General features: G+C 71.0%; 15 protein-coding genes. 4 read left to right on the forward strand and 11 right to left on the reverse strand.

Annotated elements, in window-relative coordinates; all coding sequences use genetic code 11:
* The first annotated feature begins 60 nt into the window (after nt 1-60).
* Genes ACYVOK_RS31620 through ACYVOK_RS31630 form a run of 3 tightly spaced genes read left to right on the forward strand, consistent with a single transcriptional unit; the run spans nt 61 to nt 1,851 of the window.
* Nucleotides 61-513 (forward strand): SRPBCC family protein, encoded by a 453-nt coding sequence (locus ACYVOK_RS31620; RefSeq protein WP_460666246.1) that lies wholly within the window; start codon nt 61-63, stop codon nt 511-513.
* Nucleotides 514-552: 39 nt separating this feature from the next.
* Nucleotides 553-1,494, forward strand: a complete 942-nt coding sequence (locus ACYVOK_RS31625) for an aldo/keto reductase (RefSeq protein ID WP_460666247.1) — start codon at nt 553-555, stop codon at nt 1,492-1,494.
* 9 nt (nt 1,495-1,503) lie between these two features.
* Entirely contained in the window at nt 1,504-1,851 is a 348-nt protein-coding gene (locus ACYVOK_RS31630) for a YciI family protein (RefSeq protein WP_460666248.1), read from the forward strand.
* Between the two features lie 126 nt (nt 1,852-1,977).
* On the opposite strand, the gene ACYVOK_RS31635 is transcribed toward ACYVOK_RS31630, so the two are convergent.
* The 11 genes from ACYVOK_RS31635 to ACYVOK_RS31685 all read right to left on the reverse strand — a co-directional run bounded on the left by ACYVOK_RS31635 (nt 1,978) and on the right by ACYVOK_RS31685 (nt 13,644).
* Nucleotides 1,978-2,262, reverse strand: a complete 285-nt coding sequence (locus tag ACYVOK_RS31635; RefSeq protein ID WP_460666249.1) for an antibiotic biosynthesis monooxygenase family protein — start codon at nt 2,260-2,262, stop codon at nt 1,978-1,980.
* 24 nt (nt 2,263-2,286) lie between these two features.
* Nucleotides 2,287-3,444 (reverse strand): VWA domain-containing protein, encoded by a 1,158-nt coding sequence (locus tag ACYVOK_RS31640; RefSeq protein ID WP_460666250.1) that lies wholly within the window; start codon nt 3,442-3,444, stop codon nt 2,287-2,289.
* A 14-nt stretch (nt 3,445-3,458) separates the two neighbouring features.
* The gene (locus tag ACYVOK_RS31645; protein ID WP_460666251.1) at nt 3,459-5,633 is read right to left on the reverse strand and encodes a DUF5682 family protein; all 2,175 of its coding nucleotides are present in this window, start codon (nt 5,631-5,633) and stop codon (nt 3,459-3,461) included.
* Complete coding sequence (locus ACYVOK_RS31650; protein WP_460666252.1) at nt 5,630-6,718, reverse strand: ATP-binding protein; 1,089 nt, start codon at nt 6,716-6,718, stop codon at nt 5,630-5,632. Before ACYVOK_RS31650 ends, ACYVOK_RS31645 begins: the two co-directional genes overlap by 4 nt.
* The gene (locus tag ACYVOK_RS31655; RefSeq protein ID WP_460666253.1) at nt 6,715-8,118 is read right to left on the reverse strand and encodes a DUF5691 domain-containing protein; all 1,404 of its coding nucleotides are present in this window, start codon (nt 8,116-8,118) and stop codon (nt 6,715-6,717) included. The genes ACYVOK_RS31650 and ACYVOK_RS31655 overlap by 4 nt, the downstream gene beginning before the upstream one ends.
* Entirely contained in the window at nt 8,115-9,413 is a 1,299-nt protein-coding gene (locus tag ACYVOK_RS31660) for an SWIM zinc finger family protein (RefSeq protein WP_460666254.1), read from the reverse strand. Before ACYVOK_RS31660 ends, ACYVOK_RS31655 begins: the two co-directional genes overlap by 4 nt.
* Before the next feature lie 177 nt (nt 9,414-9,590).
* The gene (locus tag ACYVOK_RS31665) at nt 9,591-10,508 is read right to left on the reverse strand and encodes an amidohydrolase family protein (protein ID WP_460666255.1); all 918 of its coding nucleotides are present in this window, start codon (nt 10,506-10,508) and stop codon (nt 9,591-9,593) included.
* Complete coding sequence (locus ACYVOK_RS31670; RefSeq protein ID WP_460666256.1) at nt 10,505-10,906, reverse strand: Rossmann-fold NAD(P)-binding domain-containing protein; 402 nt, start codon at nt 10,904-10,906, stop codon at nt 10,505-10,507. Before ACYVOK_RS31670 ends, ACYVOK_RS31665 begins: the two co-directional genes overlap by 4 nt.
* A 69-nt stretch (nt 10,907-10,975) precedes the next feature.
* Nucleotides 10,976-11,395: an SDR family NAD(P)-dependent oxidoreductase gene (locus ACYVOK_RS31675; protein WP_460666257.1), complete on the reverse strand. Its 420-nt coding sequence runs from the start codon at nt 11,393-11,395 to the stop codon at nt 10,976-10,978.
* Nucleotides 11,396-11,425: 30 nt separating this feature from the next.
* Nucleotides 11,426-12,175: an SDR family oxidoreductase gene (locus tag ACYVOK_RS31680; protein WP_460666258.1), complete on the reverse strand. Its 750-nt coding sequence runs from the start codon at nt 12,173-12,175 to the stop codon at nt 11,426-11,428.
* Nucleotides 12,176-12,711: 536 nt separating this feature from the next.
* Nucleotides 12,712-13,644, reverse strand: coding sequence for a LysR family transcriptional regulator (locus ACYVOK_RS31685; protein ID WP_460666259.1), 933 nt, complete (start codon nt 13,642-13,644; stop codon nt 12,712-12,714).
* Nucleotides 13,645-13,735: 91 nt separating this feature from the next.
* On the opposite strand from ACYVOK_RS31685, the gene ACYVOK_RS31690 reads away from it, so the two are divergent.
* The gene (locus ACYVOK_RS31690; protein ID WP_460666260.1) at nt 13,736-14,821 is read left to right on the forward strand and encodes a serine hydrolase domain-containing protein; all 1,086 of its coding nucleotides are present in this window, start codon (nt 13,736-13,738) and stop codon (nt 14,819-14,821) included.
* Nucleotides 14,822-14,843: the final 22 nt, after the last annotated feature.

Below are 14,843 nucleotides of genomic sequence, written 5' to 3' on the forward strand. Positions count from 1 at the left end.
GGGTACGACGGGCGCTCCGCGGGTACCGGGCCGGCTGGAACGAACCGAGGAGGAACGACCATGAGCACCATCACCCAGTCCGTCGACGTCGAGGTCCCGGTGACGACGGCGTACAACCAGTGGACGCAGTTCGAGTCCTTCCCTCAGTTCATGGAAGGCGTCGAGGAAGTCCGGCAACTGGACGACACGCACACCCACTGGGTGACCAGGATCGGCGGTACGACGCGTGAGTTCGACGCGACCATCACCGAGCAGCACCCGGACGAGCGGGTCGCGTGGCGATCCGACTCGGGCCCGCAGCACGCCGGTGTGATCACGTTCCACAAGCTGTCCCCGGAGCGGACCCGGGTGACGGCGCAGATGGACATCGAGCCGGAAGGGATCGTGGAGACGGCCGGCGACAAGCTCGGCGTCGTCGAGGGCCGGGTCAAGGGCGACCTGCAGCGGTTCAAGCAGTTCATCGAGGAGCGCCCGAGCGAAACCGGAGCCTGGCGAGGCGACGTCCCCCGCTGAACGGACGGAACTGTCGGCGGCGGCTTCTAGGGTCGCCGCATGCGGAGCGTGGAGCTGGGCCGGACGGGGTTGCGGGTGAGCAGGCTGGGGCTCGGACTCGCCTCGATCGGCGGGATGTTCGCCGCCGTACCTGAGCAGCAGGCGATCGCGACCATCGACCGCGCCTGGGAGCTCGGCATCCGCCTGTTCGACACCGCGCCGGTCTACGGCTACGGGCTGTCGGAGCATCGGGCCGGGCTCGCGCTCCGCGGGCGGCCGCGGGACCGGTTCGTGCTCTGCAGCAAGGTCGGCCGGCTGATCGAGCCGGGTGGTCCGGACATCCAGCCGATCTGGGCCGACCCTCCGTCCGGTCTCGGTCCACGGCTCGACTACTCATACCGCGCGGTGATGCGGTCGTTCGAGGAGAGCCTGGAGCGGATGGGCATCGACCGGATCGACGTCCTGCACATCCACGACCCCGATCTCGACTACCCGACCGCCTCGACCGAGGCCCTCCGCGCCCTCGCCGAGCTGCGCGGCCGCGGGACCATCCAGGCCGTCTCACTGGGCGTGAACCACGCCGACGTCGCGGCCCGCTTCCTCCGGGAGACCGGGACGGCCGGGCCGGACTGCATCCTGCTCGCCGGTCGCTACACGCTCCTCGACCAGTCAGGCGCCGACGAGCTCCTGCCACTCTGCGAGAAGCTCGGTGTCGCGGTGCTCGCGGCCGGCGTCTTCCAGGGCGGCGTACTGGCCGAGGGCGCCCCGCATGGGCACGAGCGCCTGCCGTCGGCCCTGGTACGGCGGATCGAGCTGCTGCGTGAGCTGTGTCGCCGCTACGACGTGCCGTTGCTGGCCGCCGCCGTCCAGTTCCCGCTCGCGCACCCCGCGGTACCGGCGGTGGTGGTCGGGGCGCGCAGTCCGCGGGAGATCACCGAGGTCGCGGAGTGGATGGACCACGAGATCCCGTCGGCGTTCTGGAAGGCACTCGACCACCACTAAGGTCTGCTTATGCGGTACATGCTGCTCCACAAGACCAACGACAGCCTCGAGGCGGGCAACCCGCCGGACCCGGAGATGCTGGCCCGGGCGGACGCCGTCCTCGAGGAGATGCGGCAGGCCGGCGTACTGCTCGCCGCCGAAGGGCTGATGCCGAGCTCCCGCGGCGCCCGGATCACCTTCCCGGCCCTCGGCGCGGAGCCGCGCGTCCTCGACGGCCCGTTCGCCGAGACCAAGGAACTGATCGCCGGTCTCTCGATCATCCGGGTCGACTCCAAGGAAGAGGCGATCCACTGGGCCCTCCGCTTCGCCGAAGCCGACCCCAACACCCCCATCGACATCCTGGAAATCGCTGACTGACGCGGAAGCCGCGGTGCAGATAGAAGCCGATCGCCTGCGGGTTCTGCTCGTTGACGTCGACCGAGGTCGCGGCGAACGCCGATAGAGCATGGTCCAGGAGCAGGGTCCCACCGCCGCGACGACGTGTCAGGCGAGTGTGCCTTCTTCGGCGGTGACCAGCGAGTCGATTGCGGCGAAGAAGCGGGCGATGCCGGGGAGGTTCGGGCCCTTGGCGCGGGAGGCGGCGTAGTCTTCCGGGCTCGCCCATTCGACGACGTCCAGCCATTCGTCGTCCGGGAGGCGGATCAGGCGGGCGCCGAGGAAGCCGGCGCGGTCGGCGGCGAACTCCTTCAGCATGTCCGGGCGAGCGGCCAGCAGTTCCTCGACCTTCTCCGGCCGGACCCGGAACCGGGTCAGTTCGATCGTCGTCATGTCGATCAGCAACTGCCGACGGGCTCAGTTCCTTCCCTCGAGGTTGGTTGCGGCCCAGCCGGTGATGTCCTCGCGTTTGATCGCGGCCGCCATCAGGTCGGGGAAGAGATCCGGCGTGCAGGCGAAGGTGGGTACGCCGAGGTCCGCGAGGGCGGCGGCGTTCTCGGCGTCGTACGACGGTGTGCCCGAGTCGGCCAGGGCGAGCAAGGCGATCAGCTGGACGCCGGAGTCGACCAGGGACCGGGCCCGGCGCAACATCTCCTCGCGGACACCGCCTTCGTAGAGGTCCGAGATCAGCACCATCACCGTCTCCGCGGGCTTGGTGACGAGCTCCTCGCAGTACGCGAGTGCCCGGTTGATGTCGGTGCCGCCGCCCAGCTGCGTCCCGAACAGTACGTCGACCGGATCCTCCAGCTGATCGGTCAGGTCGACCACCGCGGTGTCGAACACGACCAGACTCGTCCGCAGCGTCCGGATCGACCCGAGCACGGCGCCGAACAGCGACGCGTACACCACCGACTCCGCCATCGAGCCGGACTGGTCGATCGCCAGCACGATGTCGCGCTGCACGCTGTGGTTCCGCCGCGCGTACCCGATCAGCCGGTCCGGGACGATCGTGCCGAGGGCCGGCGAGAAGTGCTTGAGATTGGCCCGGATGGTCCGGTCCCAGTCGATGTCGGAGTGCCGGGGGCGTCCGGTCCGCCCGGCCCGGTCGAGTGCGCCGGTGACCGCGGCCCGGGTCCGCTCGGCGAGCCGCGCCTCCAGCTCGGCGACGACGCGGCCGACGACGTCCCGTGCGGTCTGCTTGGTCTCCTCCGGCATCACCTCGTTGAGTGCGAGCAGTGTGCTGACCAGGTGCACGTCCGGCTCGACCGCGCCCAGCAGCTCCGGCTCCATCAGCATCCGGGTGATACCGAGCCGCTCGACCGCGTCCCGCTGCATCACCTGGACGACCGTGCTCGGGAAGTACTGCCGGATATCCCCGAGCCACCGCGCCACCCGCGGCGCCGACGACCCCAGCCCGGCCGCTCGCTGACCGGTGGACTCGCCCGGTGTCGCGTCGTACAGGGCGGCCAATGCCGCGTCGACGGAGCGGTCCTCGGCCGAGAGCGTCGTACCGGTCTCCGGCTCGGCCTCGCCGCCCAGCACGAGTCGCCACCGGCGCATCCGTTCGCCATCCATGGACGACACAGTCATCACACCCCCAGCAACCGCGCGACGACCGGGAGGACCGATGCGGCCAGCTCGGTGTCGAGGTCGTTGTCGTCGGCAACCACGACGGCCGCCGGGTCACCCAGCGCGCGGGCCCGGGTGCCGATCGACCGCCGTTCCGGCGACGCGAAGGTCCCGAAGGTACGGCGAAGCAACGGCAACACCTCGACGAACGCGTCGTCGGGAATCGCGGCCAGCCACGCGTCCACCAACGCCAGCAGCCGCTCGTCGTGCACCAGCAGCAACCCGCCCCCGGCCAGGAACCCCTCGACATAACCGGCAGCGTCGGCGGTCGGCGTACCAGGAGACAACGCCCGCCCGAGGCGTAGCGCGACCTCGTGATCGGGCAGTCGCGACGTGTCGAGCATCAACCGGGTCAGCCGCCCACGGATCAACGGCGGCACCGACGACCGATCGCTCAGTCCCTCCAGCGTCGCCAGCCACTCGGACCGCACATCCTCGTTCAGCAGGGCGGTCGCGTCCTGCACCCCGTCGATCAGTTCCTGTACGGCGGCCGCCGCATCCGGATCGAGTCCGTGCACAGTCCGGCCCAGACCGGCACAAACGCGAGACACCATCCGGCCCGCGACCGCCGCCAGCCCGGCCGTGTCGGTGCCACGCACATCGCCGTACCTGGAGGACCGCGCCAGCGCCGGCAACGCCGCCATCAGATGACCGACGTCCGCATCGGCCGCCGCCCGGGTGTCGACGGCACGCAATAAGTCGGGCAAGGCGTCGGCGAGGTCGGCCAGCAGCGACTTCTCCAGCGCCGCGGTCACCTCGGCCAGGGTCGACGACTCGTCGGCGACCCGCAGCATCACGGTCGTCGCCGCGCCGAGGACAGTCGTACCGTGCGCACCGGCGGCGACCAACTCCACCTCGAGCCCGGGATCCCAGGCGAGCCGCCACATCTCCCGGAACGTGCCCTGCGCCCGCCGCTCGTCGGCGGCCGGCACACCCCAGTGCACACCGAGGATCCGCAACCGGTGCAACAGCCGCGACTTCTCCAGGTCGTTCGGCTTGCGCAGGTCGAGTTCGACCACCCGCTCGGTCGCGTCCCGGCGCATCCGCAACCGCCGCGCCTGTGCCGCCAGATCCGCCGCGACCGGAGCCTGCGGCGTCTCACCCGGCACCAGGCCGAGCAGTTCGCCGACGACCGCTTCCCGCGTGACGAGATCGAGCAGTACGTCGTTCCCGCCGCACAGCACGGCCCGCGTCGCCTCGGTGACCTCACTCAAACCGGCGAGCGGACGTTCCCGCAGCGCGGCCAGGGTGTCCGCGAGGCGGACCGCCTCGATCACATGGGCACTCGAGACCGGCAGGTCCTCGTTCCGCAGGACCTGCGCGACCTTCGCCAACCACCGGGTGGTGATCTGATCGGAAGCGGTGAACAGGTGGTGGTACCAGCCAGGCGAGGTGATGCCGGCGCCGTACCCGCTCGCCGCCGCCAATCGACCGTGCGTCCACGGCACCCAGGTGCACGCGACCTTGCGTTTCGGCAGACCCTTCAGGATCCGCGCGTCGTGAGTTGCCGGAGGCAACGGCGCCTCCAGCGCAGGCACGTGCCAGGCGCCGCAGATCACCGCGATCCGCTCGTACCCTTCGCGCATCGCCTTCCGCAGCACGGTCCGCATGTACGCCTCGCGCTGCGCCTCGCGGCCACGCGCCTCCTCGCCGTGCCGGAGTTCACGCATCGCGTCGGCGATCACGGTGAACGGCTCGGCGCCCTCGCGCCGGGACTCGATCACGTCGTCCCACCAGCGCTCGGGATCGTCGTACCCGCCGGCGTGCGCCAGTGTGGCCAGCGGGTCCATCGACAACCCGCGCCGGCCCTCACCGGACGAGGCGAACTGGTGCGCGGCCGGAAGGTCGCAGAACCGCACCGGTACGCCGGCCGACAACGCGTAGACGATCGCCTGCCACTCGGGGCTGAACACCGCGAACGGCCAGAACGCGGCCCGGGTCGAGTCGTCCACCGCGTACGCGAGCAACGCGACCGGCGGCACCATCTCCTCCGACCCGGCCAGTTCGACGACCTTGTCGGCCTCCGGCGGTCCCTCGATCAGCACCATGTCCGGCCGGATCTCGGCCAGCGCGGCCGCCACCGCCCGCGCCGACCCCGGCCCGTGATGCCGAATCCCGAGCAGATGCACACTCACCCGCTGATCTCCCGGCAGGCTCGGTAGAACGGGGCCCAGTCGTCACGTTCGCGGACGACGGTCTCCAGGTACTCCGACCAGACCACACGATCCGCCGCCGGGTCCTTGATCACCGCACCGAGGATCCCGCCGGCCACGTCGGTCGGCCGCAGTACGCCGTCGCCGAAGTGAGCCGCCAGCGCGAGACCGCCGGTCACCACGCTGATCGCCTCGGCGGTGGAGAGCGTCGCGGACGGCGACTTCACCGCGGTGCGGCCGTCCTCGGTCCGGCCGGAGCGCAGTTCGCGGAAGATCGTCACCACCCGGCGGATCTCGTCCAGCGCCGCGTCCGGCTGCGGCAGTTCCAGCGCGGACCCGAGTTGCGCGACCCGGCGGGACACGATCTCCACCTCGTCCTCGGCCGAGTCGGGCAGCGGCAGGACGACGGTGTTGAACCGTCGCCGGAGCGCGCTGGACAGTTCGTTGACCCCCTTGTCGCGGTCGTTCGCGGTGGCGATGACGTTGAAGCCCTTGCGGGCCTGGACCTCGGTGGCCAGCTCGGAGATCGGCAGGGCCTTCTCGGACAGGATCGTGATCAGCGCGTCCTGGACGTCGGACGGCATCCGGGTCAGCTCCTCGATCCGGGCGATCTTCGCCTCCGCCATCGCCCGGTGCACCGGACTCGGCACCAGCGCCGCCTCACTGGGGCCCTGGGCGATCAGTTGCGCGTAGTTCCAGCCGTACCGGATCGATTCCTCGGCGGTGCCGGCCGTCCCCTGCACCAGCAGGGTCGAGTCGCCGCTGATCGCGGCGGCGAGGTGCTCGCTGACCCACGTCTTCGCCGTTCCCGGTACGCCGAGGAGCAACAGCGCGCGGTCGGTCGCCAGGGTCGCGACCGCAACCTCGACCAGCCGGCGCGGGCCGACGTACTTCGGCGAGATCTCCACGTCACCGGCCCGTCCGCCCAGCAGATAGGTGACGACTGCCGCCGGTGAGAGCCGCCACGCCGGCGGGCGCGGCCGGTCGTCCGCAGCGGCCAGCGCGGCCAGCTCACCGGCGTACTCGTCCTCGGCGTGCGGCCGCAGAACCTCTGTGGTCGTGGTCATGAGAGCTCCTCGTAGAGTTCGCGGCGGAAGATCAAGGTTTCGACGAGACGCCGACGCCAGGTGTCTTCCTCGCCGGTCGGTTCCCGGGTGATCGGATGGTCCAGTACGTCGGGCGGCACCGCGCGGGCCGCGATACTGGCCAACCGGGCCCAGCCTCGCGCGGTCCCGGCTTCCGCGAGTTGGTCCAGGATCATGGTTCCGAGCGACGTCGGCCACGGCACCGGCAAGCCACCGACCAACTCGGTCAGGTCGATGGTCTCCTTCAGCGCGGCCACCGCCCGGGCCCACTCGTCGGCCGGCAGCACCCGCAGCAGTTCGGCCGCACTCCGGCCGCCGGTCGAGGCATTTTCCTTCAGCAACTCCCGTGCCCACGTCTCGGAGCCTTCGCGTACGGCGGCCTCGGTCCAGGCCGCCTGCAGCACGTCGGGTGCACAGCCCTCGACCGGCATGCTCAGCCAGGCCGGATCCATCGCGGACAGCGGGGTGTTGGCGACGATCTGCAGGAACCACCAGGCCCGCTTGCCGATGCCCTCCGGGTTCTCCGAGTCGATGCCGTCGCGCTCCATCGACGCACTGAGCCGCTTCGGCAGGTCGACCGCCAGCACACCTTGGCTGACGACGAGATGCGACCACAGCCGCTCAATCATGCGCTCGCCGTACCGCGATCCGGGCAGCCGCGCGAGCAACCGGGCCGCGCCCCGGCGGACCTCCTTGGCGCGGTCGTCCAGCGCCGCCTCGAGGAACTCCTCGTCGGCCGCCGACAGTCCGTCGGCCAGCAACCCGAGGAACTCGGCGCGAGTCACGGCCGACTCGGTCTGCCAGACCTCCCGCAACGCCTCGAGCGCGGCAGCCGGATCGCGTTCGCGCGTCCTCCGCAACCATGTCCGCCGCTGCAGCGCGTTGCCATGGGTCCACAGCTCAGGGTCATTGCTCTCGGCAACTGCTGCATGCAGGAACTTCCACTCCGGATTGAGCTCCGCCAGCCCGGCCGCCCGCCGGCCGGCCGCGACCACGACGAGCGGCCGATAGTCCGGGCGATTGCGGGCGTAGTCGGCCAACGCCGGCAGGTGCTCCGGAGGCACACCCCAGCCCCGCGCGTCGGCCGCGCGCAACCACTCCCCGAGCGCCGTGGTCTGGAATCCGCCGAGCATCGCCGCCAGCCGCCGGATCGCGACCGGCCGGGGCAACGGACGATCCTCACCAGGGGCCACCGCCAACGGTTCGAGATCGCGCAACGGCTTGCGGCCCGCACGTTTGTACACGGTCGCCAGCGCGGCGGCGTCCAGCAACCCACCGTCGCCGAGCCGCTCCCGGATCGGCTCGGGCAGCTCCTCCAAGTGCACCGGCCGCCGATCGGTCCCGAGCAGCGCCGAACTGACCAGCCCGTCCCAGCCCTTCACAGGATCACCGGCCTGTCACCGTGCCAGCAGGTCATCGGGCGGAATCCCGCGCGGTTCCATTCGCCCGCGACGGTGATCGGATCGCCCGCGGACACCGCCAGCAGCCTCATCGGGTCCAGCCCGGGCAGCAGCTCGAGACCGTCACCGGCCTGGTCCACCAGTGCCCACCCCTCGCCGTACCGGGCCGGCCGGACGTCCTGCAGGACCAGCGGCCAGCGTTCGTTCCACGGGTCGGCCGCGACGGATTCGACGTACGACGCCAACGCCTGTTTGGCCGTGAATCCGGCCGGCCGGGGTGCGGGCAGGCGTGGCGCCGTCTGGGTGAGGAGGGCGCGCATCGGGAGCGAGCCGGGGTAGTACGAGAGCGCGCCGGGGACGTACTCGCCCGGTCGGGCCGGCAGTGGATCGAGAGGCCGCCCGGCTGCCGCGAAGCTGAGGATCAGGCCGAGCCGGCCGGTTGTTGCTCCGCGCAACCACACTCGGCGGACGGTCAGCCGGTCGTCGGGCTCGATCACCCGGCCGAGCACCAGCCAGTCGTCCTCGATCTTCTCGCCCTCGGCCAGCACCCGCGCGGTCTCGACGGTCCAGCCGATCCGCGACTGCACGGTGTCGGCCAGCGAGGGCGGGAGCTCGGCCAGCCGGGAGTGCGCGGAGACGATCAGGTGGATGAGCGAGAGCTCCTCCAGCAGTTCCCCGGGCCAGCCGTGCCCACGGCCGACCACGCCCGCCGCTCGCCGTACCGCTCCGGCAACCCCTGGCGCCTGCGCGTCCACCATGCGTGCGGCCAGCCGGCTCAGCTCGCTGTACGCCCGCTGGTCGAACCCGCCGAGCCCCTGCCGCACCTGGTCGTCCAGCCAACTCGCCAACTCGGCCATCCCGGCGGACACCCGATCGGCCCGCCTCGACGCACGCTGCTGAGCCGCCAACGGGTCGGCGACCTCACCCGGCTTCCGCTCCGGCCGCTCCGCCCGGGCGGCCCGCTGATCCACCCAGGTCTTCACCCACTCGGGCTCGTCGGCGGACCGGACCTCACCGGTCGCCCAGAGCAGCAGCAACCCCACCGCGTGCTTGCACGGGAACTTCCGGCTCGGACACGAGCACTTGTACGCCGGACCGCTCAGATCGACCGTGGTTTCGTACGGCTGCTTGCCGCTGCCCTGGCACAGTCCCCACACGGCCCGCTCGGAGCTCCCAGTCTCCGGCCACTTCGTCGTCCGCGCCTGAGCCTGGGCTGCTTTGGCCGACGCAGGATCCGGCGCCAGCCCCAGCACCTGATCCACATCCCACGGCCCCACGGCACTCCTCGCCAGACGACTCTCCCTCAGCCGAGAGCATGCCACCCGCCGCCGACACCACCCCCGACCGGGCCATCGCCGGGGGGTCGTGGAAGCGGCCGGTCCGTCGTATGATCCGGTGGCTGTTGAGAGATCAACAGCCACCCCGGCGGAGCTGTCAGGGCCCGCCGGGGTCTTTCACGTCACGACGTCGGCGCCGACCAGACGCAGAGCGTTCGACCGGACCCGCTCGCGCCAGTCGCCGGATCGGGCGTCCAGGGCCGCGAGCTCGCGTTCGACCGCGTCGGCCGGGGTGAAGCAGGAGCCGCTGCCGTACACCGCCCGGTCACCCGTGACCGCGTCCGGCGTACCGGTGACGTCGTACCAGAGGTTCTCCAGCTGCGGTGCCACGCTGGGCAGACTGTCGGGGGCGAAGGTACGGCGGAAGTGGTCGAGCCGATCGCCGAGCAGGGGCAGTACGCCGCCCTGGGCGACGATGAACCGGATGCCGGGGTAACGGGTGAAGATCCCGGTCAGGGCCAGGTCGGTGACCGCCCGGGTGCTGTCGAACAGGAACTCGATCATCGGCCGCGGCCGGTCCAGCGCCACCTGCCGCCACTGCGGGGGCGAGGTCGGATGCAACAGGACGACGGCCGCTCTCTCGTTCAGCGCTCGCCAGAGCGGTTCCCACGACGGTTCACCCGGGTACAGCCCGCCCGCGTTGCTCATCAGTACGACGCCGTCCGTGTGCAAGACGTCGTACGCGTACTCCAACTCCACCAGCGCACCCTCGACGTCGGGCAACGGCAGACTGGCGAAGAACCCGAACCGTCCCGGGTGGTCGCGGCCCAGCTCGGCCGCCCGCTCGTTGACCCGCCGCGCCAGGACCCGGGCCCGGAAGTCGTCACCGAAGTGCACGCCAGGCGACGACACCGACAGCAGTGCGGTCTCGATGTCGTTCCGGTCCATCAGGTCCAGGTGCTTCTGCTCGGTCCACACGGGCCAGCCGGGCATCCCGTCTGGACGGAGATGCCCGGCCCGTTCCGCCGCCGCGACGTACTCCGGCGGCAGAAAGTGCGAGTGGACGTCGATCAGCCCGGCCAACGACACGGTCATGCCGCCGGGTGGAGCAGGTCCTCGAGACCGATCCGGCGGAGGAGTTCGGCGCGGACCCGGTCGGCGACCGCGTTCACCACGGTCGAGCCGTCGTCGGACGGGTCGATGTGCACCCGGAACGGCCGGCGGCCCTTCTCGGTGTCGACCACGGTCACGATCGCCTTGGCGACCTCGGCGACGTCGGCCCACGCGGGTTCCAGCTCGGCGAGCTTCTCGCTGACCTGTTCCATCAGGCCGGCGTACTTCGTCTCGTACGCCGCGACGACGTCCGCGTCGGCCGGCGAACCGCTGTGCGCGAAGTGGTTGGTGCCGTGCGTGAACGCCCCCGGGACGATGATCGTGGTCTCGATCCCGAACCGCGACACCTCCAGCGCGTAGCTCTGGGCGAGCGCGTCCATCGCCGCCTTCGCCGCGAAGTACGGGGCCAGGTACGGCGGGGTGCCGCCGCGCGTGCTGGAACTGCCGACCTACAGCAGCAGTCCGTCGCCTTGTTCCCGAAGGTGCGGGAGCGCGGCCCGGTTCAGCCGCTGCGTGCCGAGGACGTTGGTGTCGTACAGCTGGGCGAGCTGCTCGGGCGTGAAGGCCTCGGCCGGGCCGGTGACCATGTGCCCGGCGTTGTGGATCAGGACGTCGATGCGTCCCTGCTCCTTGATGACGGTGTCGACGGCCTGCTGGACGGAGGTCTCCGAGCTGACGTCGAGTTCCACCGGGCGGAGGTCGACGTCGTGCTCGCTCGCGTACTGCTTGGCGTCGGCCGCGGCGGCCGCGTTCCGGCCGGTGAGGTCGCGCATCCCGGCGTACACGAGGTGGCCGGCGTCGGCGAGGGCGCGGGCGGTCAGGGCACCGAAACCGCTCGATGCGCCGCTGATCAGAACTGTCTTGCTCATGACGATCTTTCCTTTCGACTGAAGAGGGGTTCAGGCGGCCGAGCCGCCGTTGGCGTAGATGACCTGGCCGTTGATCCAGCGGGCCGGGCCGGCCAGGAACGCGATGATCTCGGCGATGTCGGAGGGCTCGCCCAGGCGTTCCAGCGGCGGCTCGGCGGCGATCCGGTCGATCAGTTCCTGCGGCTTGCCCTCGAAGAACAGCGGGGTCGCGGTCGGCCCCGGGGCGACGGTGTTGACGGTGACGTCGCGACCGCGCAGCTCGCGGGCCAGGATCAGCGTGATGGCCTCGACGCCGCCCTTGGTCGCGGAGTACGCCGAGTACCCCGGGCGGGCCAGCTTCGTCAGGGAGCTGGAGACGTTGATCAGTGCGCCGCCCTTGCGGAGCCGCCGGACCGCCTGCTGGTCGACGACGATGGTGCCGCGCAGGTTGGTCCGGACGACGCGGTCGAACACCTCGAGGTCGAGGTCGGCCAGCGGCGCCAGCGGCATGATCCCGGCCGCGTTCACGACCACGTCGATCCCGCCGAACTCCTGCTCGGCCCGGTCGAACAGTGCGGCCACGGCGGTCTCGTCGGCGACGTCGGCCGGGACCGCGCTCGCCCGGCCGCCGGCCTGCTCGACCTCCTTGATTGCTTCCTCGGCGGCGGTCCGGTTGCCGCCGTACCCGATCACCACCGCGTAGCCGTCGCGGCCCAGCCGGGCCGCCGCCTCGCGGCCGATCCCGCTCGACCCGCCGGTCACGATCGCGACCCGCTCGGTGCTCGTGGTGTTCTCGGTCATCGCCGTTGCTCCTCGAATCTTCGGTGTACTGCTGACACCAAAAATCCTGCTCCGACCGATCCATCAAGTCCAACGACTCAACTCGATACCCAAATCAATTCCGTTGATCCATGCCGCCCTACGGGCGGAGTGCAGGGGCGACGAGCCCACCAACTCCACCCCGCCAATACCGCCCTTCGGGCGGGACGTGGAGGGGCGACGAGCCCATCAACTCCGCTCGGTCAAAGCCGCCCTCCGGGCGGGAGGTGGGGGGTGATGTGTGGATTGACTCCACTCGGCCAAGCCGCCCCGTGGGCGGGAGGTGGGGGCACGAGCCGACCAACATCAAACCGTCCACAGCCGCCCTGCGGGCGGGAGGTGGAGGGTGATGTGCGGATCGACTCCACTCGGTCAAGTCGCCCCGTGGGCGGGAGGTGGGGGACGAGCCGACCAACGTCAACGGTCCACGGCCGCCCTCCGGGCGGGAGGTGGAGGGCCGTGAGCGAATGAACTCTCTCGTCCAAAAGCCGCCCTCGGCGGCGGTGGAGGGGTGGGGATCAGGTCGGTTGATCCATCGCGGTGCCGAGGGTGGTGCCGGGTGGGTGGTGGAGGTGGGTGGTGACCAGGGCGAGGAGGGCGCGGAGGGCGGCTGAGGGTTTTCGTTTCTTCAGCGTGGCGAGGTAGAGGGACCAGCGGAACGACTCGTCGGAGACCGGTACGACGCGGATCGAGTCGAACCCGGCGACGGCGTACTCCGGCAGGATGCCGAGCCCCACGCCGTGGGCGACGAACTGGACCCCGCCCTCGATGCCGAGCGCCTCGACCACCACCTGCCGTTCGATCCCGGCCGCCTCGAACTTCTGGTCGATCAGCGTCCGGGTGCCGGACCCGGGCGGGAAGTCGACGAACGCCTCGTCGGCCAGGTCCGCCAGCGTCACCGACCGCCGCCGGGCGAGCCGGTGCCCGACCGGAACGGCGAGTACCTGCGGGACCCGGAGCAGTTCCCAGGTGGTCAGGTCGCGCGGCGCACTGCCGGCCGCGATGCCGAGGAAGCCGCAGTCGATGTCGCCGTTCCGCAGCCCGGCGATCACCCCGGCCGACCCCTCGGCCTCGGCACGCAACTGCAACTCGACGTTCGGGTACCGCCGCCGGAACTCACCCGCCGCGGCCGGCAGGTCGACCAGGCCGAGGCCCGGCAGCAGCCCGACCCGGACCGAGCCGCGCATCCCCGCGCCGAGTTCGTCGACGACGTCACGAGCACTCTGTACGGCGTCCATCACGGCCAGCGCCTCCGGAAGGAGCGCCGTACCGGCCTCGGTCAGCACCACCCGCTGGGCGTTGCGTTCGAACAGCGTGACCTTGAGATCCCGTTCCAGGGCCGCGATCGCCGCGCTCACCGCGCTTTGGACCACATGCAGCCGCCGAGCCGCCAGCGTGAAGCTGCGCTCATGCGCCACCGCCACGAAGTACTCCAGTTGCCGCAACTCCACAGGAGGAGCGTACGGAACGACACCATGTCAAAACCGCCGAACGTGCTCCGACCTGTCGGTGAGAACCACTCGAACAGACAGGATGACGATCGTGACGAACCTCCAGGACCAGGTACAGCAGCGCCTCGACGAGCTGGCCGAGACCGAACTCGGCCTGCAGGTCGCCGTCTACAAGGACGGCGAACTCGTGGTCGACGCCGTCGCGGGCAGCGCCGGCGATCGCCCGGTCACCTCGGACACGCTCTTCTACAGCGCCTCCACCGGCAAGGCGGTGACCGCGACGGTCGCGAACGTCCTGGTCGACCGCGGCGTCCTCGAGTACGACGCTCCGATCGCGGACGTCTGGCCCGAGTTCGCGGCCAACGGCAAGGAGGACGCGACGCTGCGGCACGTGCTGACCCACTCGGTCGGTCTGCCGGCGGTCCCGGCCGACAGCACGCTCGAGGACCTGGCCGACTGGGACGGGATCACGGCGTACCTGGCCTCGGCGGAGCCGTGGTGGGAGCCGGGGACCCGGATGACGTACCACGCCGAGACGTTCGGGTTCCTGGTCGGCGAGATCGTCCGCCGCGCCACCGGCCGGACGCTTTCCGACGTACTGCGGGAGATCGCCGCACCACTCGGGATCGCGGACGAGGTGTACGTCGCCGTTCCCCGTGACCAGCTGGATCGGGTCGTACCCCTGGTCGAGCCGGACGGCGCCGAGGACACCTTCGCGATGCTGGCCGGCCTGTTCGGCAAGGTCAGCCCGGCCGCGGTCCTTCCGCGAGCGGCGCACTGCAACCGGCCCGACTACCTCGTCACCCCGAGGCCGTCCGCCGGCGTGCTGACCGCCCGCGGCATCGCCAGGTTGTACGCCGCTCTGATCGGGGAGGTGGACGGTGTCCGGCTGGTCCGTCCGGAGGCCGTCGCGGAGATCACCGGCCCCGCCCTGGTCGCGAACGACGAACTGCTCGGCAATCCGGCGACCTGGGCCCACGGCTACTCGATCGGGCGGCTGGGATCGACCGCGGAGGAAAGCCCGACCACGTTCGGGATGCCGGGTATGGGTGGGAGCGCGGCCTGGGCCGACCGGCGGGCAGGCGTGACGTTCGCACTCACCCGGCGGCTGTTCGACCCCGCGCAGTCCGCGTCGGCGATCGAGATCGGCAACCTGGTTGCGAAAACTCTTTGCTGAATCCCTTCACCACAAGGGATTC

It is taken from the genome of Kribbella swartbergensis (assembly GCF_054784135.1).